The 23413-nt window shown below is 41.6% G+C and carries 22 protein-coding genes and 1 tRNA gene; 19 read left to right on the forward strand and 4 right to left on the reverse strand.

The window, feature by feature from the left end; all coding sequences use genetic code 11:
- Window positions 1–273: 273 nt before the first annotated feature.
- On the forward strand, window positions 274–1113 hold the full coding sequence (locus tag ACAY00_RS05800) for a M48 family metallopeptidase (protein ID WP_371378527.1): 840 nt from the start codon (window positions 274–276) through the stop codon (window positions 1111–1113).
- A gap of 19 nt (window positions 1114–1132) precedes the next feature.
- Here ACAY00_RS05800 and ACAY00_RS05805 read toward each other — a convergent pair whose 3' ends face one another.
- Window positions 1133–1288, reverse strand: coding sequence for a hypothetical protein (locus tag ACAY00_RS05805; RefSeq protein ID WP_371378529.1), 156 nt, complete (start codon window positions 1286–1288; stop codon window positions 1133–1135).
- Window positions 1289–1370: 82 nt separating this feature from the next.
- Between ACAY00_RS05805 and ACAY00_RS05810 the strand changes: the two genes are divergently transcribed.
- The 5 genes from ACAY00_RS05810 to greA all read left to right on the forward strand — a co-directional run bounded on the left by ACAY00_RS05810 (window position 1371) and on the right by greA (window position 8006).
- Entirely contained in the window at window positions 1371–1985 is a 615-nt protein-coding gene (locus ACAY00_RS05810; RefSeq protein ID WP_371378532.1) for an FKBP-type peptidyl-prolyl cis-trans isomerase, read from the forward strand.
- A gap of 136 nt (window positions 1986–2121) precedes the next feature.
- On the forward strand, window positions 2122–2922 hold the full coding sequence (dapB, locus tag ACAY00_RS05815) for a 4-hydroxy-tetrahydrodipicolinate reductase (RefSeq protein WP_371378535.1): 801 nt from the start codon (window positions 2122–2124) through the stop codon (window positions 2920–2922).
- A gap of 227 nt (window positions 2923–3149) precedes the next feature.
- Window positions 3150–4283, forward strand: a complete 1134-nt coding sequence (gene carA, locus ACAY00_RS05820) for a glutamine-hydrolyzing carbamoyl-phosphate synthase small subunit (RefSeq protein WP_371378537.1) — start codon at window positions 3150–3152, stop codon at window positions 4281–4283.
- A 28-nt stretch (window positions 4284–4311) separates the two neighbouring features.
- Window positions 4312–7527, forward strand: a complete 3216-nt coding sequence (carB, locus tag ACAY00_RS05825) for a carbamoyl-phosphate synthase large subunit (protein WP_371378540.1) — start codon at window positions 4312–4314, stop codon at window positions 7525–7527.
- Window positions 7528–7529: 2 nt separating this feature from the next.
- Window positions 7530–8006 carry a transcription elongation factor GreA gene (gene greA, locus ACAY00_RS05830; RefSeq protein ID WP_371378543.1) on the forward strand — a complete coding sequence of 159 codons (477 nt, stop codon included), beginning with the start codon at window positions 7530–7532 and terminating at the stop codon, window positions 8004–8006.
- Window positions 8007–8170: 164 nt separating this feature from the next.
- On the opposite strand, the gene yhbY is transcribed toward greA, so the two are convergent.
- Window positions 8171–8467 (reverse strand): ribosome assembly RNA-binding protein YhbY, encoded by a 297-nt coding sequence (gene yhbY, locus ACAY00_RS05835; protein WP_371378546.1) that lies wholly within the window; start codon window positions 8465–8467, stop codon window positions 8171–8173.
- 84 nt (window positions 8468–8551) lie between these two features.
- On the opposite strand from yhbY, the gene rlmE reads away from it, so the two are divergent.
- The 12 genes from rlmE to ACAY00_RS05895 all read left to right on the forward strand — a co-directional run bounded on the left by rlmE (window position 8552) and on the right by ACAY00_RS05895 (window position 19561).
- Window positions 8552–9187, forward strand: a complete 636-nt coding sequence (gene rlmE / locus ACAY00_RS05840; RefSeq protein WP_371378550.1) for a 23S rRNA (uridine(2552)-2'-O)-methyltransferase RlmE — start codon at window positions 8552–8554, stop codon at window positions 9185–9187.
- 69 nt (window positions 9188–9256) lie between these two features.
- On the forward strand, window positions 9257–11173 hold the full coding sequence (ftsH, locus tag ACAY00_RS05845) for an ATP-dependent zinc metalloprotease FtsH (protein ID WP_371378553.1): 1917 nt from the start codon (window positions 9257–9259) through the stop codon (window positions 11171–11173).
- Window positions 11174–11355: 182 nt separating this feature from the next.
- A complete protein-coding gene (gene folP, locus ACAY00_RS05850; protein ID WP_371378556.1) occupies window positions 11356–12219 on the forward strand; it encodes a dihydropteroate synthase in 864 nt (287 codons plus the stop codon).
- Window positions 12220–12230: 11 nt separating this feature from the next.
- The gene (gene glmM / locus ACAY00_RS05855; RefSeq protein ID WP_371378559.1) at window positions 12231–13568 is read left to right on the forward strand and encodes a phosphoglucosamine mutase; all 1338 of its coding nucleotides are present in this window, start codon (window positions 12231–12233) and stop codon (window positions 13566–13568) included.
- 122 nt (window positions 13569–13690) lie between these two features.
- Window positions 13691–14437, forward strand: coding sequence for a triose-phosphate isomerase (tpiA, locus tag ACAY00_RS05860; RefSeq protein ID WP_371378562.1), 747 nt, complete (start codon window positions 13691–13693; stop codon window positions 14435–14437).
- A 12-nt stretch (window positions 14438–14449) separates the two neighbouring features.
- Complete coding sequence (secG, locus tag ACAY00_RS05865; RefSeq protein ID WP_371378566.1) at window positions 14450–14806, forward strand: preprotein translocase subunit SecG; 357 nt, start codon at window positions 14450–14452, stop codon at window positions 14804–14806.
- Window positions 14807–14821: 15 nt separating this feature from the next.
- Window positions 14822–14906 (forward strand) — tRNA-Leu (locus ACAY00_RS05870).
- A gap of 747 nt (window positions 14907–15653) precedes the next feature.
- Window positions 15654–15995 (forward strand): YegP family protein, encoded by a 342-nt coding sequence (locus ACAY00_RS05875; RefSeq protein ID WP_371378569.1) that lies wholly within the window; start codon window positions 15654–15656, stop codon window positions 15993–15995.
- A gap of 115 nt (window positions 15996–16110) precedes the next feature.
- Window positions 16111–16641, forward strand: a complete 531-nt coding sequence (locus ACAY00_RS05880) for a DUF4174 domain-containing protein (protein ID WP_371378572.1) — start codon at window positions 16111–16113, stop codon at window positions 16639–16641.
- 130 nt (window positions 16642–16771) lie between these two features.
- Window positions 16772–17539, forward strand: a complete 768-nt coding sequence (gene hdhA / locus ACAY00_RS05885) for a 7-alpha-hydroxysteroid dehydrogenase (protein ID WP_371378575.1) — start codon at window positions 16772–16774, stop codon at window positions 17537–17539.
- Between the two features lie 116 nt (window positions 17540–17655).
- A complete protein-coding gene (locus ACAY00_RS05890) occupies window positions 17656–18447 on the forward strand; it encodes a Cof-type HAD-IIB family hydrolase (protein WP_371378578.1) in 792 nt (263 codons plus the stop codon).
- Window positions 18448–18532: 85 nt separating this feature from the next.
- The gene (locus ACAY00_RS05895) at window positions 18533–19561 is read left to right on the forward strand and encodes a kelch repeat-containing protein (RefSeq protein WP_371378581.1); all 1029 of its coding nucleotides are present in this window, start codon (window positions 18533–18535) and stop codon (window positions 19559–19561) included.
- A 248-nt stretch (window positions 19562–19809) separates the two neighbouring features.
- Here ACAY00_RS05895 and ACAY00_RS05900 read toward each other — a convergent pair whose 3' ends face one another.
- Window positions 19810–20853: an alkene reductase gene (locus ACAY00_RS05900; protein ID WP_371378584.1), complete on the reverse strand. Its 1044-nt coding sequence runs from the start codon at window positions 20851–20853 to the stop codon at window positions 19810–19812.
- Window positions 20854–20927: 74 nt separating this feature from the next.
- Window positions 20928–21989: an L-dopachrome tautomerase-related protein gene (locus ACAY00_RS05905; RefSeq protein WP_371378587.1), complete on the reverse strand. Its 1062-nt coding sequence runs from the start codon at window positions 21987–21989 to the stop codon at window positions 20928–20930.
- A 381-nt stretch (window positions 21990–22370) separates the two neighbouring features.
- Between ACAY00_RS05905 and ACAY00_RS05910 the strand changes: the two genes are divergently transcribed.
- Window positions 22371–23252, forward strand: a complete 882-nt coding sequence (locus tag ACAY00_RS05910) for a LysR family transcriptional regulator (protein WP_371378590.1) — start codon at window positions 22371–22373, stop codon at window positions 23250–23252.
- Window positions 23253–23413 lie beyond the last annotated feature (161 nt).

Genomic DNA, 23413 nt, shown 5'->3' on the forward strand with positions numbered 1-23413 from the left:
TGAATACAAAGACTGTTTTTTATGTTTAACGATTTTACCTAATCGCTTATTGCCTTTAGGCACTCAAGTGAGTGTATTACGTATTATAGGTTACTGTATAGGGAAAAGGTTTTGCTGTTAAGTGAAATAAACTTATCTTTATTGCTTCATTTACCTTAGCAGGTATTATATTTAATAGATGTAATGACCTAATTTTCGTACATAAAAGACTCGGTTAAAGCGCTGACGTCTTTTATTTGTTTTAAATTGACCAGTTGATATCGAGTTAAGCTTATGAATAACGTTTTTAAAACCCTAACCTGTATGTTTTTATTAGCGGGTCTTACCGCATGCGGTACATCACCCACCGGCCGTAGCCAATTGTTATATCACTCAGACAGTGACCTTAATAAAATGGGCGCCCAATCTTTTGATCAAATGAAACAACAAGTCAGTATTTCTAGTGACAAAAAGGTGAATGAATTTGTTCAATGTGTGGCCAATTATATTACCCCTAATGTCAGCTCAGATGTGCATAGTGGCGATTGGGAAGTTGTGGTGTTTGACTCTGCACAGGTCAATGCCTTTGCTTTACCTGGGGGTAAAATTGGGGTTTACACTGGCATCTTACAAGTGACCGAGAATGCCGACCAATTGGCTGCCATTGTTGGCCACGAAGTCGCCCATGTGATTGCACGCCATTCGAATGAACGCTTGTCGTCTAACACCTTATCACAAGGTGTATTAATGGTGGCAGGCACGGCGATGGCGGTCTCAGATATCGATAAAGATGGTTTATTACTTGCGGGATTAGGGTTAGGTATTCAATATGGCATTTTGATGCCTTATGGACGCACCCATGAAACCGAAGCGGATATTATTGGCCAAGAACTGATGGCTGAGTCGGGTTTTGACCCGAAAGAAAGCGTCAAGCTATGGCAAAATATGGCTAAACAAAGCAATGGCGCCCCACCTGAGTTTTTATCTACCCACCCATCTAACCAAACTCGGATAAAGAACCTAACCAATAACTTAAAAAAAACGGAGCCCTTATATCGCCAAGTAGCGAAGAAAGCTCAGTGCGTTAAACCGGTTATCCCAGAGCCAAAACCGGCGAGCCAACCAAAAGGTTAGTTGATGATTTTAGACCAGATCATGTTGCGATGCTCTGGTCTGTTTGCCGCCATATTCCCGATTTTGCCTGATTTTGCCTAAGTAACAAGGTAAATGCCGTTTTAGCTGAAATTGTCTTATCATCGGTACCGCCTTTTTTAACCAGCATGCCCAGCATTTCGCTCAAATCTGCCACCAACTTATCCGGATTTACTCTAGATTGGCCACCGCTATTTATGCTATCCTTGCCGCCGAATTTATCTTAATAAGAAATGACTATGACTGATTTTACAAGTATTGAACAACGTGTAAGTTATGGTGTAGGTCGCCAATTAGGTGATCAACTTCGTAACAATCCTTTTAAAGAATTTGATGTAACGGCTGTACAAGCTGGTTTAGCCGACGCACTTGCTGGCGTTGCGAGCCAAGTAAGTCAAGAAGACCTACAAGAAGCTTTCACCGTGGTATCGCAAAAATTGCAAGAGCAAGAAGCGGCATTAGCGAAAGAAGCAGCGTCTGCAGGTGAAGCCTACTTAGCTGAAAACGCCAAGCGTGATGAAGTGACTGTAACGGAATCTGGCTTGCAATATGAAGTATTGGTTGAAGGCGATGGTGAAAAACCAACGACTGAAAGCACTATCCGTGCTCACTACTACGGTACTTTCACTGACGGTAAAGTGTTTGACTCATCATACGACCGTGGCCAACCTGCTGAATTTCCAGTAAGTGGCGTGATCAGCGGTTGGACTGAAGCATTACAATTAATGTCTGTTGGTTCAAAATGGCGCTTACATATTCCATACAGCCTAGCCTACGGCGAGCGTGGTTCTCAAGGAGCTATCCCTCCTTATGCCACTTTGGTATTTGACGTAGAGTTACTAGCTATTTTATAAGCTGATTAAGCCGGGTTTTCCCGGCTTTTTTTCATCCAAAATATAACCAATAAAAATTAATCAACAATAAGATTTTTTTGTGATCACAGTTACGATATCTTAGCTTAAATCAGAAAGAAATCATTCAGGGAATCTTATGTTAAAAGTCGCTATATTAGGATGTTCTGGTCGTATGGGGCGCAATTTGATGCTAGCCGCACTTGAACAGAAAAACATTGAATTAGTCGGTGGTTTGGTGCGCCCAACCTCGTCATTAGTTGGTACCGATGCCGGTGAATTTTGTGGTTGCGGACAAACGGGTCGCTATATAACAAATACCATAGACGATTTGATTGACGCCGATGTGTTTATTGATTTTAGCAGCATTGACGCTGGATTTAACCACATTGCTTGGTGTAATCAACATAAAAAAGCCTTAGTAATAGGTACTACTGGGTTTAATGAGCAACAAGTTGAGCAGTTAAAACAACAGGCAAAAAACATTGCGGTGGTGTTAGCACCAAACACCAGTATCGGAGTTAATTTATTGTTTAAGCTTGCAGAACTTACCGCTCAAGTCGTTGGTGACGAAGCCGATATTGAAATCTTTGAAGCGCACCATAGGTTTAAAAAGGACGCTCCATCGGGAACCGCCATGCGTTTAGGGCAAGTGATTGCCGATACTTTAGAACGTGATTTAGACCAATGTGCGGTTTATGGTCGCGAAGGCATAAGTGAAGAACGAGACCCTAAAACCATTGGATTTGCCACCATCCGTGCCGGTGACATTATTGGTGAGCATACCGCATTTTTTGCCAATTTGGGGGAACGCATCGAATTAACCCACAAAGCGACATCGAGAATGACGTTTGCCTTAGGTGCAATGCGGGCTGCCAAGTGGGTTAAAAATGCACCAATTGGATTTTACGATATGCAAGATGTGCTTGGATTGAAGTAATTTAATACAACTTTTATCATCTTCTTAACAAATTCTCGATTAGTTGTTAAAAAATGATACGTTTGTTGCAATTTGTTATGGACGAAATGGTCTGTAATGCGTAAAATGCGCGGAATTTGTCGAAAATATGGATTCGGCGTAAAGATATAAAAATAATAGTGACAATGAAGCTTTAAAGCTGTTGTTGCTTAACTTAATTGATACTTTTCTTGATTTTGGAGGTTAAATTGACTAAATCTGCCATATTGGTGCTAGAAGATGGCACTATTTTTAAAGGCACTGCAATCGGCGCAGAAGGTACATCTGTTGGTGAGGTTGTCTTCAATACAGCTATGACCGGTTATCAAGAAATCCTGACTGACCCATCTTATGCTGAACAAATAGTCACTTTGACTTACCCACACATCGGCAACACCGGCACCAATTCAGAAGATGCCGAATCGACAAAAATCTGGGCTAAAGGCCTTATCATCCGTGACCTACCGCTACTTGCTTCAAACTTTCGAAATGAACAATCTTTAAGTGAGTACTTAAAAGCCAACAACATCTTAGGTATCGCTGACATAGATACCCGTAAACTAACGCGTATTTTACGTGAAAAGGGTGCGCAAAATGGTTGTATTATTGCGGGTGACGATTTAAATACCGATACCGCGCTTGCGCAAGCAAAAGCATTCCCAGGTCTTAAAGGCATGGATTTAGCAAAAGTAGTTTCAACCAAAGAAAAGTACACTTGGACAGAAGGCAGTTGGCAACTAGGCAAGGGCTATGTAACACCTGACAACTTCCCGCATCACGTTGTTGCTTACGACTTTGGTGCGAAACATAATATTTTACGCATGCTTGCGGATCGTGGTTGTAAACTAACGGTTGTACCCGCCCAAACCAGCGCAGAAGAAGTACTGGCATTAAACCCAGATGGTATCTTCTTATCAAATGGACCTGGTGATCCAGAGCCATGTGATTATGCAATTAATGCAATTAAATCTTTCCTAGAGACCGACATTCCAGTTTTCGGTATTTGTTTAGGTCACCAATTATTGGGCCTGGCCAGTGGTGCTAACACCATCAAAATGAAGTTTGGTCACCACGGTGCGAACCACCCAGTAAAAGACTTAGACCGTGATGTGGTTATGATCACCTCGCAAAACCATGGTTTTGCGGTTGATGAAACCAACTTACCAGACAATCTAAAAGCAACACATAAATCGTTGTTTGACGGTTCATTGCAGGGCATTCATCGCACTGACAAACCTGCATTTAGTTTTCAGGGGCACCCAGAAGCAAGTCCAGGTCCACACGATGCTGCGCCATTGTTTGACCACTTCATTGATTTAATCAATGCCCGTAACGCCAAATAATTACTGACTGAATAGAAAGAGTAAAAACATGCCAAAACGCACTGACATAAAAAGTATCCTAATTTTAGGGGCTGGTCCAATCGTAATCGGACAAGCTTGTGAATTTGACTATTCAGGGGCGCAAGCCTGTAAAGCATTACGCGAAGAAGGTTATCGCGTGATCTTAGTGAACTCAAACCCTGCAACCATCATGACTGATCCAGAAATGGCGGATGCAACTTATATTGAACCAATCCATTGGGAAGTGGTTAAGAACATCATCGACAAAGAACGTCCAGATGCCATCTTACCGACGATGGGTGGTCAAACAGCATTAAACTGTGCACTTGAACTTGAACAGCAAGGTGTATTAAAGCAATACGATGTTGAAATGATTGGTGCGACAGCAGACGCCATCGACAAAGCTGAAGATCGTAGCCGTTTTGATGCCGCCATGAAAAACATTGGTCTAGAAACACCTCGTGCTGAAATTGTGCACTCAATGGAAGAAGCATTTGCGACCTCAGAGCGCATTGGCTTCCCATGTATTATCCGTCCATCATTTACCATGGGTGGTTCTGGTGGTGGTATTGCCTACAACCGCGAAGAATTTGAAACCATTTGTACCCGTGGTTTAGATCTATCACCAACCAATGAGTTACTGATCGATGAGTCACTAATCGGCTGGAAAGAATACGAGATGGAAGTGGTTCGTGATAAAAACGACAACTGTATCATCATCTGTTCAATTGAAAACTTTGACCCTATGGGGATTCACACAGGTGACTCAATTACCGTTGCACCAGCCCAAACCTTGACCGACAAAGAATACCAAATCATGCGTAATGCCTCGGTTGCTGTATTGCGTGAAATAGGTGTTGAAACGGGTGGTTCAAACGTACAATTTGGTGTTTGTCCAAATACCGGGCGTATGGTTATTATTGAAATGAACCCTCGTGTATCACGTTCATCCGCATTAGCGTCTAAAGCAACGGGTTTCCCAATTGCTAAAATCGCGGCAAAATTGGCTGTAGGTTACACTTTAGACGAGTTAAGCAACGACATTACCGGTGGCGCAACACCGGCTTCATTCGAGCCGACCATTGATTACGTAGTAACTAAGATCCCACGTTTTAACTTTGAAAAATTTGCCGGCTCTGAAGACCGTCTAACGACCCAAATGAAGTCTGTGGGTGAAGTTATGGCGATTGGTCGTAACCAACAAGAATCTATGCAAAAAGCACTTCGTGGTTTAGAAGTTGGGATGAACGGTTTTGATCCTGTTGTGGATGTGACAAAACCGGGTGCAAAAACCAAAATCATGCACGAGTTACAAGAAGCTGGTGCTGATCGTATCTGGTATGTAGCAGACGGTTTCCGTTTAGGTTTAAGCGTTGACGATATTTACCGTTTAACCAAAATTGATCGTTGGTTCCTTATTCAAATCGAAGACATCGTGTTAGAAGAGAAAAAAGTTTATGAAGGCGGTATGTCGGGCTTAACCGATGAATACCTAGCAAAACTTAAACGCAAAGGTTTCTCAGATAAGCGTCTTGCTGATGTTATTGGTGTGTCAGAAACTGAAATTCGTAAAAAGCGTCATAACGCAAATATTTCGCCAGTTTACAAGCGTGTTGATACCTGTGCGGCGGAATTTAGCTCTGATACCGCTTACATGTACTCAACGTACGATGAAGAGTGTGAAGCAAACCCTTCAGATAAAGATAAAATTATGATCATCGGTGGTGGTCCTAACCGAATTGGTCAAGGTATCGAGTTTGATTACTGTTGTGTACACGCAGCTCTTGCGCTTCGTGATGACGGTTATGAAACCATTATGGTTAACTGTAACCCAGAAACAGTATCTACCGACTACGATACATCCGATCGCTTATATTTTGAGCCAATCACATTTGAAGATGTCCTAGAAATCGTTCGTGTTGAAAAACCAAAAGGTGTGATTGTTCAGTACGGTGGTCAAACACCGCTTAAATTAGCCAGAGCTTTAGAAGCTGCGGGTGTGCCAATTATTGGTACTTCACCAGATGCGATTGACCGCGCTGAAGATCGTGAACGTTTCCAACAAGCGGTAGAGCGTTTAGGGTTATTACAACCAGAGAACGCAACCGTAACGTCACTAGAAGAAGCGGTTGCCAAGTCAAAAGAAATTGGTTTCCCACTGGTTGTGCGCCCATCGTACGTACTAGGCGGTCGTGCAATGGAAATCGTCTACGATGAAGCTGACTTACGTCGCTACATGACGGAAGCGGTAAGCGTATCAAATGACTCACCGGTTCTGCTTGATCACTTCCTTGATGACGCCATTGAGGTGGATATCGATGTTATTTGTGACGGTGAAAAAGTGGTTGTTGGTGGTATTATGCAGCACATTGAACAAGCGGGTGTTCACTCTGGTGACTCAGCATGTTCATTACCGGCATACAGCCTAAGCCAAGAAATTCAAGACGTAATGCGTGAACAAGTGGCTAAGTTAGCTTTTGAACTTGGTGTTGTTGGCTTGATGAATACTCAAATGGCGGTTAAAGGTGACAAAGTTTACCTAATTGAAGTGAACCCTCGTGCGGCGCGTACCGTACCATTTGTGTCTAAAGCCACAGGTGTACCACTTGCGAAAGTTGCAGCCCGTGTTATGGCCGGTAAATCGTTAACAGAGCAAGGCGTAACCGAGGAAGTAATCCCAGATTATTTCTCTGTTAAAGAAGTGGTTATTCCATTTAACAAGTTCCATGGTTCTGACCCATTAATTGGTCCAGAAATGCGCTCTACCGGTGAAGTAATGGGTACCGGTGAAACCTTTGAAGAAGCGTACGCAAAAGCCAACCTTGGCGCTGGCGTTACCTTGCCTCGTGCAGGTCGTGCGTTAATCTCTGTTCGTGATAGCGATAAAGAACGAGTTATCGAGCTGGCTAGACAAATGATTGAACTTGGGTTTAAACTAGATGCGACCCACGGTACTGCCGTTGTCTTAGGCGAAGCTGACATTAATGTACGTTTGGTAAACAAAGTACACGAAGGTCGCCCGCACATTGTTGATAGAATCAAAAATGGTGAATACAGCTATATCATCAATACCACCGAAGGTCGTAAGGCCATTGAAGATTCTAAAATGATCCGTGGTAGTGCTTTACGTTATAAAGTAAATTATACAACGACATTGAACGCAGCCTTTGCCGCATGTATGGCACATTCTGCTGACGATAGAAATAAAGTAACTTCCATTCAGGAATTACACAAAAGGTGTTAATAATGAGTCAGTTTCCCATGACTGTTCAGGGTGCAGATGCACTCAGAGAAGAATTAAACTATTTGAAATCTGTTAAGCGTCCGCAAATTGTTGCGTCAATTGCAGATGCTCGTGAGCACGGCGACTTGAAAGAGAACGCCGAATATCACGCAGCTCGTGAAGAGCAGGGCTTTTGTGAAGGTCGAATTCAAGAAATTGAAGGCAAACTTGGCAATGCGCAAATTATCGATGTAACTAAAATCCCAAATACTCACAAGGTGATATTTGGGGTCACGGTAACCTTGCTTAATATCGACACCGACGAAGAAGTCACATATCAAATTGTGGGTGATGATGAAGCCGATATCAAAAACAATCGCATCAGTGTAAGTTCACCGATTGCAAGAGCATTGATTGGAAAATCAGTTGATTCTGAAGTTGAAGTCAAAACACCCGGTGGTGTTGTGGAATACGAAATCATTTCGGTAGAACACAAATAAGCTATCGCCAACACCTGTCTTGGGTGTTGGCAAGTTTCCCAACAGATGGTGAACGCTTTAACAAGACGTTATTGGCTTATTTTTTACAATCAGCTACTAACGGATATAAAAAAAGCGCGGTTAATGAAGATTAACATCGCGCTTTTTTTATGGCTAAGAAAAGATTAAATCTTAGGAATTTCGATTTTCTTTTCTTCTGATTGACGGTAAATGATTAAGGTTTTACCAATACTCTGAACTTTAGTCGATTCAGTTTCTCTAACAATAGCATCAATGATCAATTGTTTTACTTCACGATCATCTGTTGGAATTTTAACTTTAATCAGTTCATGGTGGTTTAAAGCGAAATCGATTTCCGCAATAACCGCTTCGGTTAAACCATTATTACCCAATAAAACGATGGGTTTTAAAGAGTGGGCCAGCCCTCTAAGGTGCTGAATTTGCTTCTTTGATAGATTCATTTAAAAAATATTCGGTTAGGTTACTTGAATTCTCTATATTTTAACGCCATCTTCTGATTAATACTAATTAAACTACGAAAATTCATGAGTAAAGCAAAAAAATCAAGATCTGTGAGTTCAAATCGTTGGATGCAAGAGCATTTTGACGACGAATATGTAAAAAAAGCGCAAAAACTTGGTCTGCGCTCACGGGCTGTTTTTAAAATTGAAGAAATCAATAACAAAGATAAGCTGATCAAACCCGGCATGAATGTTGTTGATTTAGGGGCGGCCCCTGGTGGTTGGTCAGAGTATGCAGTAAAAGTGCTTCAAGATCAGGGTCAGGTAATCGCTTGTGATATTTTACCGATGGAATCGTTACCTGGCGTGGCGTTTTTGCAAGGCGACTTTCGTGAAGACGCGGTTCTTAACGCACTGCTAGACAAAATTGGTGGGCGCAATGTCGATGTTGTGATGTCAGATATGGCACATAACTTTAGTGGCAATGAAACCACAGATCAGGCACGAAATATGTATTTAGTCGAATTAGCGCTCGATATGTGTCATCAGGTGCTTAAAAAAGATGGCAGTTTCGTGGTAAAAGTATTTCAGGGCGAAGGTTTTGAACAATATATGAAAGACGTTCGTAATAGCTTTAAGGTGGTAAAAACCCGCAAGCCGGAATCATCCCGCCCTAGATCACGGGAAGTATATATAGTAGCTACTGGCTACAAACTGTAGTACAGTTTATTAAAACAAGTTGCTTACAACATATGCAACATCGCAATAAATAAATAAGAGGTTCTCAACTTGAGCGATATGGTAAAAAATCTCATTTTGTGGTTAGTCATAGCCATTGTATTAATGTCAGTATTCCAGAGTTTTACTCCGGGCAATAAGGCTGATTCTCAACTCGATTACACCACATTTATTAACCAAGTTATTCAGGATCAAGTCAGTTCGGTTGAAATTGAATCAAATGGGATAATAACTGGGGTTAAGCGCAATGGACAGACGTTTTCCACTTTAATCCCAACCCAGTACGACCCGAAATTATTGGACGACTTGATCAAACATAACGTTCAAGTTAAAGGGGTACCGCCAGAAGAACCAAGCCTACTGGCGAGCATCTTCATTAACTGGTTCCCAATGTTACTGCTTATCGGTATTTGGATATTCTTTATGCGCCAAATGCAAGGCGGTGGCGGTAAAGGCGCGATGAGCTTTGGTAAGTCAAAAGCGCGTTTATTATCTGACGATCAAATTAAAACCACCTTTGCCGATGTCGCAGGTTGTGACGAAGCCAAAGAAGAAGTAGCAGAGCTTGTTCAATACTTAAAAGATCCGTCTAGATTTCAAAAGCTCGGTGGTCGTATTCCATCAGGTATTTTAATGGTTGGTCAACCAGGTACAGGTAAAACGTTACTGGCCAAAGCCATTGCCGGTGAAGCCAAAGTTCCGTTTTTCTCTATCTCAGGTTCCGACTTTGTTGAAATGTTTGTCGGTGTTGGTGCTTCACGTGTACGTGACATGTTCGATCAAGCGAAAAAGTCTGCACCTTGTATTATCTTTATCGATGAAATCGATGCCGTAGGTCGCCAACGTGGCGCAGGTCTTGGTGGTGGTCATGATGAGCGTGAACAAACTTTGAACCAAATGCTCGTTGAAATGGATGGTTTTGAAGGTAACGAAGGGGTTATTGTTATTGCTGCCACTAACCGACCGGATGTACTAGACCCTGCATTACTGCGCCCAGGTCGATTTGACCGTCAAGTTACGGTGGGTTTACCTGATATCCGTGGTCGTGAACAAATTTTAAAAGTCCATATGCGCAAAGTTCCGATTGCTGACGATGTTAATGCAGCGGTTATTGCTCGTGGTACACCAGGGTTTTCAGGTGCAGACTTAGCCAACCTAGTTAACGAAGCGGCTTTATTTGCCGCTCGTACTAGCCGTCGATTGGTGTCAATGGTGGAATTTGAAAAAGCCAAAGACAAGATCATGATGGGTAGTGAACGTCGCTCTATGGTAATGAGCGAAGCGGAAAAAGAAATGACCGCATATCATGAAGCCGGTCACGCCATTGTTGGTCGTATGGTACCTGAGCATGATCCTGTTTATAAAGTAAGTATTATTCCTCGCGGTCGTGCATTGGGGGTTACTATGTATCTGCCAGAGCAAGATCGAGTGAGTCATTCAAAAATGCACCTAGAGAGTATGATTTCATCACTTTATGGTGGTCGTATTGCCGAGGACATTATTTATGGTTCAGATAAAGTCTCAACCGGTGCGTCAAACGATATTGAGCGTGCAACTGAAATTGCTCGTAAAATGGTGACTCAGTGGGGTTTATCAGAAAAAATGGGGCCAATGCTTTATGCCGAAGAAGAAGGTGAAGTATTCCTTGGTCGTACGGCAAGTAAAGTGAAACATATGTCGGATGACACCGCGAAAGAAATTGACGAAGAAATTCGTTCGGTGATTGAGCGTAATTATAAGCGTGCTGAAGATATCTTGAAAAACAATATGGATATTTTGCATGCGATGAAAGATGCTCTAATGACTTATGAAACCATTGATGCATTGCAAATCGATGACTTAATGGCTCGTGTTCCGGTGCGTGCACCAAAAGGCTATGGTGATGAAGATTCATCAAATACATCTGGTTCAGATTCTAGTAGTCCAAGTCCAGACGTTAACAAGCCAGACGATGTTCCAGCAAGTTAATCACGACGCAATTTAACAAACCCGCCTACATGGCGGGTTTTTTATTGTTGTGTAATTGATCTCGCCCCATACATTTATATATCGCTATTGATCTGCTATTATTGCCTTCTTTATAATTTACCGGTGTCGTGCATTGCACCGCGTAAACAGACCAACCCATTCAAATAATATACAGAGACACGATGTCTGACTTATTTCACTTTGGTGACAAACAATTAAACTTATCTAATGTTCAGGTCATGGGGATCTTAAATGTGACCCCAGATTCTTTTTCTGATGGTGGCCAGTTTTCCAGTATCGATAACGCATTATTTCAAGTGGAAGATATGCTTGAAAATGGCGCCAGTCTTATTGATATTGGCGGTGAGTCTACCCGCCCAGGTGCCGCCGAGGTGAGCACAGATGTTGAAATCGACCGGGTGATCCCGGTCATTGAAGCGATCAATCAACGCTTTGATACCATTATTTCACTCGATACCAGTAAAGCAAACGTGATGCAGGCTGGTATTGAGGCCGGTATTGGTTTAATTAATGATGTACGGGCATTGCAAAACCCCGGCTGTTTAGAGGTGGTGGCAAAAACCAACTTACCCGTATGTTTAATGCACATGCAAGGACTGCCACGCACCATGCAAGTAAACCCACAATATGACAATGTAACTGAAGACGTGATTGAATTTTTTAATCAACGGATTAAAGCCTGTGCAAAGGTGGGAATTAGTGGCGAAAGAATAATTCTAGACCCAGGTTACGGTTTTGGAAAAACTCTAGAGCAAAATTATCAATTGCTCGCCGAGCAAAAGACTATTTTGGCATTACAGCGACCAATTTTAGCCGGTATTTCAAGAAAATCGATGATCGGCAATTTACTTAACCGAGATGTTTCAGAGCGCCTAGCAGGGAGCTTGTCGGCTGCGGTGCTAGCCACTATAAATGGTGCTAAAATCATACGAGTACACGATGTTAAAGAAACATCTGATGCATTAAAAGTACTCACAATGACCTTACAATGTCAGCAAGGTCACAAAGACAATAATAATACTTAGGAGAGTAGTACGTGTCATCAAGAAAATATTTTGGTACTGACGGTGTTCGAGGACTCGTTGGTAAAGCCCCGATTTCACCTGAATTTGTGATGAAGTTGGGTTGGGCTGCCGGTAAAGTATTGGCCGGTCAGGGAACTAAAAAAGTACTAATTGGTAAAGATACGCGGATTTCAGGTTATATGCTTGAATCGGCTTTAGAAGCGGGCTTTTCTGCTGCCGGTATCGATATTTGTTTAATGGGGCCAATGCCAACGCCAGCGGTTGCTTACTTAACCAAAACGTTTCGAGCGGAAGCTGGTATTGTGATCAGCGCATCACATAACCCATTTTACGACAACGGAATTAAGTTTTTCTCAACCACTGGTGAAAAACTGCCTGATCAAGTAGAGCTTGATATCGAGGCGATGATTGACGAAGAAATGGATTGTGTGCATTCGGCTAAATTAGGTAAAGCCGTACGCATTGACGATGCCGCAGGGCGTTATATTGAGTTTTGTAAGAGTAACTTCCCATCAGATTTAAACCTTAATGGCTTAAAAATTGTGGTCGATTGCGCCAATGGCGCTACCTATCACATTGCTCCGAGTGTCTTTCGCGAGCTAGGCGCTGAAGTGGTTGAATTTGCCACCAAACCAAATGGGGTAAATATTAATGACGATTGCGGCGCGACCGCAATGAACAACATCAGTCGCTTAGTCTTAGAGCATCAAGCCGATTTAGGTATTGCGTTAGATGGCGACGGTGATCGCTTAATGATGGTTGATCAAAACGGTGAAGTGCTAGACGGTGATGAGTTGATTTACATCATTGCCAAACACGCGCAATACCATAATCAATTGCAAGGCGGTGTGGTTGGTACGTTAATGAGTAACATGGGCCTTGAATTGGCGCTAAAAGAGTTGAATATTGATTTTGTCCGTGCAAAAGTAGGTGACCGTTATGTGATGGAGTTGCTAAAAGAGCAGGGGTGGCAATTAGGCGCTGAAAACTCGGGTCATATTATTAATTTAAATTGCAGTTCTACGGGCGATGGTATTATAGCCGCGTTAAACGTATTGCAGGCCGTCAGCCAGTCGGGTAAAACACTAAGCCAACTAAGAAAAGGCTTGACCATGTTGCCCCAAGTTTTGGTTAATGTGCGATTTAGTGGTCACAACAATCCATTAGAAGATCAAGCAGTAAAACAGTCCGTTATTGACGTAGAGCAGGAACTTGAAGGTCAAGGTCGTGTATTGTTACGTAAATCTGGCACCGAACCTTTAATTAGAGTGATGGTGGAAGGACCAAATTTAAACACCGTAACCGATCTTGCAAATCGAATTGCGGAAAAAGTTAAACAGGTAGACTGAGTCGATTAATTTTTAACTCAGCTGTTGGTAATTTAATCAATCGAACCGGTTGTGTTTTTTATATCTTGTAAGTTGTTTATAAGATAGGTAATATCTCGCCGGTCTTAATTATGGAAATTATTATGAAAAGACAAACTATCATTGCCGCGAACTGGAAAATGAACGGCAACTTAGCGTTAGTAAAAGAAATCAGTGCAGGTTTAAACGGTGAAAATTTTGGTGACAATCAAGTTATCATTTCTACACCAGCCCCTTACATGGCAGCGATGAACGCAGTCATTGATAATGCCAATGTTGCCTGTGGTGCTCAAAACATCAATGAAAACGAAAGTGGTGCCTTTACCGGTGAACTTTCTGCTTTAATGCTGAATGATTTGAATGTACAATACGTGATTCTTGGTCACTCTGAACGTCGTAGTATCTACGGTGAATCAGATGAGCTAATCGCTGCTAAAGTTGAAACCGCGCTAAACCATGGTCTAACGCCGTTATTCTGTATTGGTGAGACTCTAGAAGAGCGTGAGAGCGGTCGTACTAACGAAGTATTGGCTTCTCAAATGGCACCAGTTATTGAAAAAGTTGGTATTGAAAAATTTGCTGACATCATTGTAGCATACGAGCCAGTTTGGGCTATCGGTACAGGTAAAACTGCTTCCGCTGCAATGGCACAAGAAACACACGAGTTTATCCGCTCTTATCTTGCTGAACAAGATGCTGATGTTGCACAAAAAGTTCCATTGTTATACGGTGGTAGTGTAAACGCGGAAACCGCAAAAGAATTATTTTCTCAAGCTGATATCGACGGTGGTCTGGTAGGCGGCGCGAGCTTAAAAGTTGAAGAATTTAAAAAAATCTGCTTAGCAGTATAGGAACTAGTTAAAATGTTGTATCAAGTATTAATCGTACTCTACTTAATTAACGCATTAATCTTAGTTGGTTTTATTTTAATCCAACAAGGTAAAGGTGCGGACATGGGCGCTTCTTTTGGCGCAGGCTCTTCAGCAACCGTATTTGGTTCAAGTGGTTCAGCCAATTTCATGTCAAGAACGACGTCAATCTTGGCTACAATGTTTTTCTTATTCAGCTTAGTATTAGGTAACTTAACGGCTCAGCGTACACAACAAGTTGATGACTTGAACAATTTTCAAGTTCCAGCTGCTGAGCAATTAGAAAGTGTTGAGCCACCAGCCTCAGACGTACCAAACGATGACAAGTCTGAAAGTGACGTGCCTAACTAATTAGCCTCAATTTTAGCGGATGTGGTGGAATTGGTAGACACGCAGCCTTGAGGGGGCTGTGCTTAACAGCGTGAGGGTTCGAGTCCCTCCATCCGCACCAATTCAAGGTTCAATAAGAACCGATAAAGTCCAAAAAGCCCAGAGAATTCAATGCTCTGGGCTTTTTTATGTCTTTTGCTATACACTTTAGGTGGACGGTATCAGCTAAGTTATTTTAGAAATCTACCCCACCATCTAAGGCAGCCTCCAAGTGACTCACCAGTTGCTCCCCAAAACTAAACGGTTTTTGTGACATAAAAATATACTCGCAAACGAGGTTAGACAACGTTTTGTATCATGTTTTATTAAGCTTACTAAATACAACCATGACTTAACTTGGTTTTATTTCTTCATGCCACAGGTGTTACCTTTAGCTGAAAACCTCGGCTTTATTATAAACAGTCCCCTTAATCAGCTTTTTGATAGGGACAATATTTTTCATCCTTTAACGTTTCTTATATATCAGGTCTATACTTTACCTTGTTTTGTTGTCATTGGCGTAGTACGTACTAAATTGCATTATGGTTGCAAATTTAAGTGCTTACTCTGTCATTGGAACACACAAGCATGGTGTTGCAAACCCAACACAAAAGTGAACAATAGTGACGAGCCTCGTTCGTTGAGCAATTGTTACCGTGACTAAAAACTTACAAATATGGATATGCAGATGTCAGTAACTTATACCGGCAGTCAACCTGTGATCAGTGCCGACTATGTTATTTACCGAACTATCGCCAAGATGGCAAAGTAACAGTTGTCTTGTTCTATAAATGTTAGCATTGAGTAATCACACCAAAGGGGGTGTAATATGTCTGGAAAGTTTGAAGTTTATAGGGATAAAGCAAACGAATATCGTTTTCGCTTAAAAGCCTCGAATGGGCAAAATATTCTTGCCAGTGAAGGTTATAAAGCCAAGGCCAGTTGCCTAAACGGTATTGAGTCGGTAAAGAAAAATGCGCCTGAAGACGGCCGATTTCAACGTAAAACGACGGCCTCGGGTAAGTTTTCCTTTAATCTGAAATCTGGGAATCATCAAGTTATTGGTAGTAGTCAATCATACGAGTCAGAATCATCTCGTGACAATGGCATTAAGTCGGTGATGAAAAACGCACCCGAAGCCAGTTTAGTTGACTTAACCGCTAATTCTTAATATTTGAAAATACTCACTGTGATAAAGCATCTACTGCGTTGCAGTGAGTGTTTTTTTCAATTTGTCGGATTTAAACGTTGAGTGAAAGACGTTTAACGTTTCAATCTCAGAGTAAATGACGACTCTTATGGGTACTTCACTAATTGAGCTAAAGCAGCCCAAACAACCTAATGCCTTAACCCTGTTTGCATGGTGTGCTATTTTTTTATTGAGTTACTTTGCTATAACGGTTGACGCAAAGGCTACTCAACCAAACATTGAAGATAATGGCCATCGAGAACAACAGGGCTTGTTTACTTTATCAAACTCTCGTTGGCAATACCGTTTGCTTATTTTTAACGTACCTTCCCAAGCCCAATTACCCGTTATAGACCAATCGGTAAAAGATGAATACAAATTCGCTATTATTGCCCTCATTAATGGCAATGCCTATTACCAGGTCAATGAAACCAGATTACAACGCCTTTCCGATAACGACCAAGATCTACTTATCCATCAATACTGGCAACAAGACCATGTATGGTTAGTTGGACTCGATGGAAAATTAAAAGCGCGTTATAAAATGCAAACCTTTCAACTTGACCAAATCATTGCCCTTATCAACAGCATGCCGTTGCGCCAATTAGAACGTAAAAATGACCAGTAAATCTTAACCTATTTCGCTGTAACTCTAGCTCCTCGAAACGGTATTTGATTATTTACTAACTTGTTATTAAGAGCCTCTGCAACTATTTTTATGGGTACATTTCCCATCTGATAAACCACATGAGGTAACTATGTTTAACCCTGCAGATTTTCGAATGGATGGCGCTGTCGCTCTGATCACCGGGGCGGGGGCAGGCATCGGTCGAGCCATTGCCGAAACCTTTGCTAGCGCTGGTGCGAAAGTAGCGGTATCGGATTTACATAAAGAAACGGCCGACCTAGTTGCCGAGGGAATTAACCAACAAGGTGGTCAGGCAATAAGTTTACAATGTGATATTACCAAAGCCGATGACTTAGAAAATGTGATCCGCGATACGGTTGCCGCCTTTGGTTCATTAACCACGTTAGTCAACAATGCTGGTGGTGGAGGTCCTAAACCATTTGATATGCCTATGAAAGATATGCATTGGGCTTTTGAGCTAAACGTGTTCTCTGTTTTTCGTTTATGCCAACTTGCCGCTCCTCATATGGACAAGGCTGGTGGCGGCGCCATTTTAACAATCACTTCCATGGCCGGTGAAAATAAGAACCAACGCATGGCATCGTATGCTTCATCAAAAGCGGCTGCGAATCATTTAACCCGCAATATTGCCTTTGATTTAGGCGATAAAAATATAAGGGTAAATGCGATTGCACCAGGCGCAACCAAAACCGATGCTTTAAAAAGTGTGTTAACCCCAGAAATTGAAACTGCCATGCTTAAAGAAACGCCAATTAAACGACTAGGAGAGCCAGAAGATATGGCTAATGCGGCTTTATTTCTGTGTGCTCCAGCATCTAAGTGGATCAGCGGACAAATTTTAACTATTTCAGGAGGTGGGGTGCAAGAGCTCGGGTAGGGTCGTTTTTTGATTTAAGATCTAAGATTTTTCTGTTGCTGGGTGTTATAAAACGATATTCTCGTTAAGATATAAACCTATTAGTTATAATAATTTTCTGAGCTTTGAATACGAAATTGATAAAATTTATTGCCTCCGATATGGATGGAACGTTGTTGGATGATGATTACAGCTTGCATCCCAGATTTTTCCAATTATTTGAGCAAATACAACATCATGGGATCATGTTTGCAGCTGCATCAGGTCGCCAATACCATAGTTTGATATCTTTTTTTGAGCCAATTAAAGATGACATGCTTTTTATTGCCGAAAATGGCACTTTAGTCATGCACAAAGGTGAAGAACTTTACAGTTGTGGTTTAGACTTTGATACCGTACTCGAGGTTATTTGCCTTGCTCGAACAATGCCAGGAGCGCACTTAGTGCTTAATGGTAAAAAACAATCTTATATCGAAACTCGAGATCAAGTAGCCGAAAAAACAATTCGAAAATTTTGTTTTGATTGTCATTGGGTTGACGATTTAACCAAGATAAAAGATGACATTGTAAAGGTCTCAGTTTGCCATTTTAATGGGGTTAAGGAGCACTTATTACCCACTTTTAAGCAGTCATTTTTAAATCATCAAGTGGTGGTAAGTGGTCATATATGGCTTGATGTGATGAATATAAAGGCCTCTAAAGGTGAAGCCATTCGGTTTTTACAAACTCATTTGGATTTTAGCTTCGAGCAAACCATGAGCTTTGGCGATAATTATAATGACATTGACATGTTTAAAGCCAGTTACCATTCGTATGCGGTCGAAAATGCCGAACTTGAAATTAAGCAATATGCCCGTTTTCTCGCCCCAGCCAATACCGATAACGGGGTAATTGATACCATTCAATCCTATTTAAATTCTTTAAAATAATTACGCAAAGGTTTTATTGCTGGTGTTTTTGTTTTAGGTTACTTAGAGTAGTTATTTCATAACAATAATAACGTTGGCTTTGTAAATGTATAAACGTCTTATCTTTGCTTTGGCAGCATTGACCTACTCAAGCTCTACCCCTTGTTTTGCGTCGGACTCTGGTTTTGACATCACTGTTGAAACTATTAAGGTGAGCGAAAATGTTCGATTTCAAGCCATCAGTTTATCCGGGCACAATATTTGGCTCAGTGGCACCGAGTCCGCCATATTTAGATCCCATAATAATGGCCACGATTGGCACAAAATTCAGCCTCCTTCTTTAAACGTTAATCAACAGTTTCGCGATATTGAAGTTGATGGTAGCAAAATATCTCTTATGGCAGCAGGGCTTGGTAGCGAGTCGCAATTGCATTTTTCCAACGATGCAGGTCAACATTGGCAATTGGTACAACAAGGTTCTCACCCCAGTACGTTTTATGACTGCGTCACTCAGGGGAAACATAACCCGGCTGAATTATGGTTATATGGTGATTCGGTTGAGGGAAAACTTTTTGCCTTAAAGTCGGACGATTTTGGTCAAACTTGGCAAGAGTTGGTATTAGGTATTGATGCCGAAAAGGGCGAAGGTGGATTTGCTGCAAGTGGTACTTGTATTAGTTCGGATAAAGACGGCAGTATTGCCATTGGTACGGGCAATAATCAAAATCCCAGAATTTTATTTAAGGCACCAGACAAACCTTGGCAGACGATAACGACCCCTTTTAGTGGTGGCGAAGCTTCGGGTATTTTTTCTTTGCAGATACAACAAAACACGGTTTATGCTTTTGGCGGTGGTTTAAACGCCAAAGACAAGCCAGCAGAAGCTTACACTTATGACTTTGTCACCAAGCAGTGGTCATCACTACCAGAGGTACCATTACATGGCGCTATTTATGGTTCAGCAATAACCGACGACTTTATTTTTATTAGCAACCCAGAGGGCATTGCGGCATTAAGTAGGGCAAGCCAAACATGGCAACTTATTAGCGTAACAGATACTTGGGCGTTAGCGTGCAATCAATCCATTTGCTGGGGAGCAGGCGCCGATGGTCATATTGTTAAAATCCACTTGTAATCAGTAGACATGCTTCATCGATTCTGTCTGTTACCCCCACTTTTTCATTTTTAAAAACGCTAAGTTTTACACAAACATGAAAAAAAAGAAGCGCAGCTGTAAAAATGTTGCCGTCAAAGAATTTTAGCACACGACATAGCGAGCAATGCATCGCCCCTGTTAGTCAGCCTATGCTAAAACTAAAGGGGCTATATTTTTTGGGGTATTCGCCCAATCTTCATCGTTGCCCGATAAAATGGTTATACAAGTTAAATCAGTTTAGCCAGCATTTCATCACTATATTCAGTGAGAGCTTCACCCGTTTTAACTTTTTGTACATAATCTGGGTTGGCAATGAGCGGTCGACCAATGGCTAATAAGTCAAACTTGCCTTGTGCAATGGCTTGACTGCCAGATTGTGCGGTATAACCACCAACACCGACTAAGGTATTATCATAGCGTGCACGTATATAAGCCGACGCACTGCTTTTTAAGGAAGCAAACTCCATACTGTCATCAAATATCCCAACGTGTAAGTAGGCCAGATCTCGCTTATTTAACTCGGACAATAAATAATCGAACACTTGCGCGTCTTTCATGTTTTCTTCAATGTAATGATAACCGCCAGGTGATAACCGTAATGCGGTGCGATGACCACCAATAGCATTAATGACCGCATCAATAACCGCAAGCGCAAAACGCGCCATGTTTTCAGCACTACCACCAAATTCATCGTCACGAATGTTACTTGAATAATGTAAAAATTGATCAAGTAGATAACCATTGGCGCCATGAATTTCAACCCCATCAAAACCGGCTTCTAGCGCATTTATCGCAGCTTGGCGATAATCTATGATCAATTGCTTAATATCATCCAGATCTGCAGCTTTAGGCGTTTGGTATTGCAGCTCACGTTGTCGTGGTACGCTACCGTCAATGCCTATCGCCGATGGCGCAAGTACGTCACCATTGTTGAAAAAGTATGGATGAGCTAGGCGACCGGTATGCCATAACTGGGCAAATATTTTGCCATTTTGAGCATGCACGGCATCGGTAACTTGGCGCCATCCAGCGATTTGTTCTGGAGTGAAAATACCTGGTGTATTCGGGTAGCCTTGACCGTCAGGGCGAATAATGGTTGCTTCTGACACGATTAGGCCAGTATCGGCTCTGCGAGCGTAATAATCAGCCATTAGTTGGGTTGGTACTAAGTTTTCATCCGCCATACAACGTGTAAGTGGCGCCATAATAATACGATTGGAAAGCGTAATGGTGTCATTAAGCTTGAATGGTTCGAATAAATTTGTGGTCATTTTTTTGCCTTTAATAACGAGCCGTCACAGAGTGAGCATGACGGAGAATGTGTTTTTACTGTGTAATAAAAAAATTACTTGAGTTTATATCGGTATATAAAATACGGTGCTTGGCCTTTATCGCTGCCACTAAACGGGGTGGACTTATGCAATTGGTTAACTGAGATATATAGCCAGTTATCGGCACTTACAGAAACGTTATCTGGCCAGTCTAATCTGGGATCTCTAAGCAACGGCGTTAACCTACCATTTTTTGATAATATATCGATTCCATTTGCATTTAGGTTGGTAAAATAATGAATGCCCATTTTATCCGTTGTCGCACCATCAGAAATAGGTTTAGCACCTACTTTGTTAACGCTCGCTTTTATCGCTTTATCGCTACTTTGTTGACGTAAGCCAATTGTAGGTAAACGATACCAAGAAGTACCATTCATGGCGCCAAAGAATAAGGTTTCACCATCATCTGATAAAGTGATCGGGTTAATACCTGAATGGGCTGGTTGACCGGCAAATAACACCGGTTCGTTGTTAATGATCATGGTGGCCCCCGCTTCTGGTTGTAATCCAGGATGGTCACTGAAACGGCGAACATTCTGCGTTGATAACTCAACACTGATAATACTCGGGTTTGCAAGGTCTGCTAGGTAAATCCAACCTCGTTGGCGATCTACCACTAAATCTTGCACGAAACTGGTTGCTGGCACAATTTCTTTAGGCAAATTAATCTTAGCGATAACGTTACCCGTTTCAATATCAAAGCCCCAAATTCGAGTATAGCCAAGGTGGTTGCCCATATCGACAATCCATAAACCACCTTGTTTGTCATCAGTAATTCCTAATGGGCTATCAATGGTCTTGGCTGAGTATGAGCCCTCAGGAGATTGAAGGGCATTTGAAGGCCAAGGTTGATATTTACCTTTTGGCTTTATTTCAATCAGTTGTACACCACGTTCACCTGCGAAAGGGTGAATCGTCGCAAATACTCGGCCGGAGGTGGTAACGCTGACATTTCCCGGTCGAAAGGGCAGCTCAACCACAATATCAAGAGCACTATCATGCAACGGTGGCAAGTTTGGTGTAGCCTTGCTTGCGATTGAAGTGCTAGTAAACAGAACCACTAAAGCGTACGACAAAAGCCTGCGTGATCTAGATTCGTTTTTGAAAGCCAGAGCTTGCTTAAACATATTAAACACTGTGTTATTCATAAAAATTCTCGATGTGTAAAAACCTAAACTCGGGTTTACACAATTAACATTAAATATTTGCATCTAAGATGCCATTAGGTCTTACCTTGATATTGCTATGCCGCTATTAAGATAAACCGTTTAAATTTGTGGGATCGAATCGTTTGTATCATTGTTTGTATTTTGGTCTAACTCGTTTAAAGAATAGATGACCTGTACAGCAAACCAATTATTAAGGTGGGTATTTTAGAGCGAATAACTACAATTAAATAATGAATATAATTTATATATCAATTTCAAAATATGAATATCGCTAACAAAGATATAAATTTGTTGTATTTATTTCATCTGTTATATCAAGAAGGCTCAGCCATTGAAGCCGCCAAAAGGTTGGCAATTAGTCAGCCGGCTTTGAGTCATCGACTAAATAAATTGCGAAAAGAATTTGATGATCCGCTGTTTGTTCGTGGCACGAATACGCTAGTGCCAACGCCTAAAGCGCATGCCATTGCTACCAAGGTGTCTCGACTAATATCGGATATCGATCTCTTTTATCAGGATGAATTACGCACCCCTATATCTGAAGTTAATGACATCATTCATATATACAGTACCGATTATATGGAAAGTTTGTTGCTACCCAAATTACTACCAGCCATGCAGTCATTAATGCCAAAAGTACAAGTCGTTACCCATAACACCAACGGGGTACTGCCTCGAAAAATGCTTGAAAATGGGCAATGTGATATTGCTATTGCAGGCTTTTACAATGATTTGCCAACGACTTTTTTCCAACAAAAACTGGCCCAAGAACATATGCAAGTGTTGGTCAGAGCAGAACATCCCATTATTCAACGGACACTTACGTTAAACGACTATGTAGCCTGTCAGCACATTGTGACCACATTAACAGGCGACTTAAATGGCATGGTCGATAAAGCACTGGCAAAAATTGGTAAAAAACGTCATGTGGTTTGTGGCTTGTCAAGTTTTATGGTGCCAGCCAAGGTGGTTAGCCAAACCAATTATCTATTAACATGTCTCAATTCTGTCGCCTTACAGGCGATGAATGAACATGGCAATTTGGTGTGTTGTGAACCACCACTAGAACTCCCTGCGGTGACCATCTACCAAATATGGCATCAACGCACTCATCACGATATATTAAGATCACAAGTGCGAAAACTAATCCATCAAATCCTTAACCCATAATGTCTACAAAGGCTTGATGCATTGGTGGACGCTTTTAGTCGAGAAACTTTGTAAGGGAGCAAACGATGACGATTAAAAGGTTTTATTTTAAAGAAATGACGATAAAAGCATCCTTTTCGTCGATTTTTGCCATGATTTTCACAAAAAGAAACAAAAAAAGG

Origin of the sequence: Thalassotalea sp. 273M-4, assembly GCF_041410465.1 — a bacterium.
Lineage (GTDB): Bacteria > Pseudomonadota > Gammaproteobacteria > Enterobacterales > Alteromonadaceae > Thalassotalea_A > Thalassotalea_A aquiviva.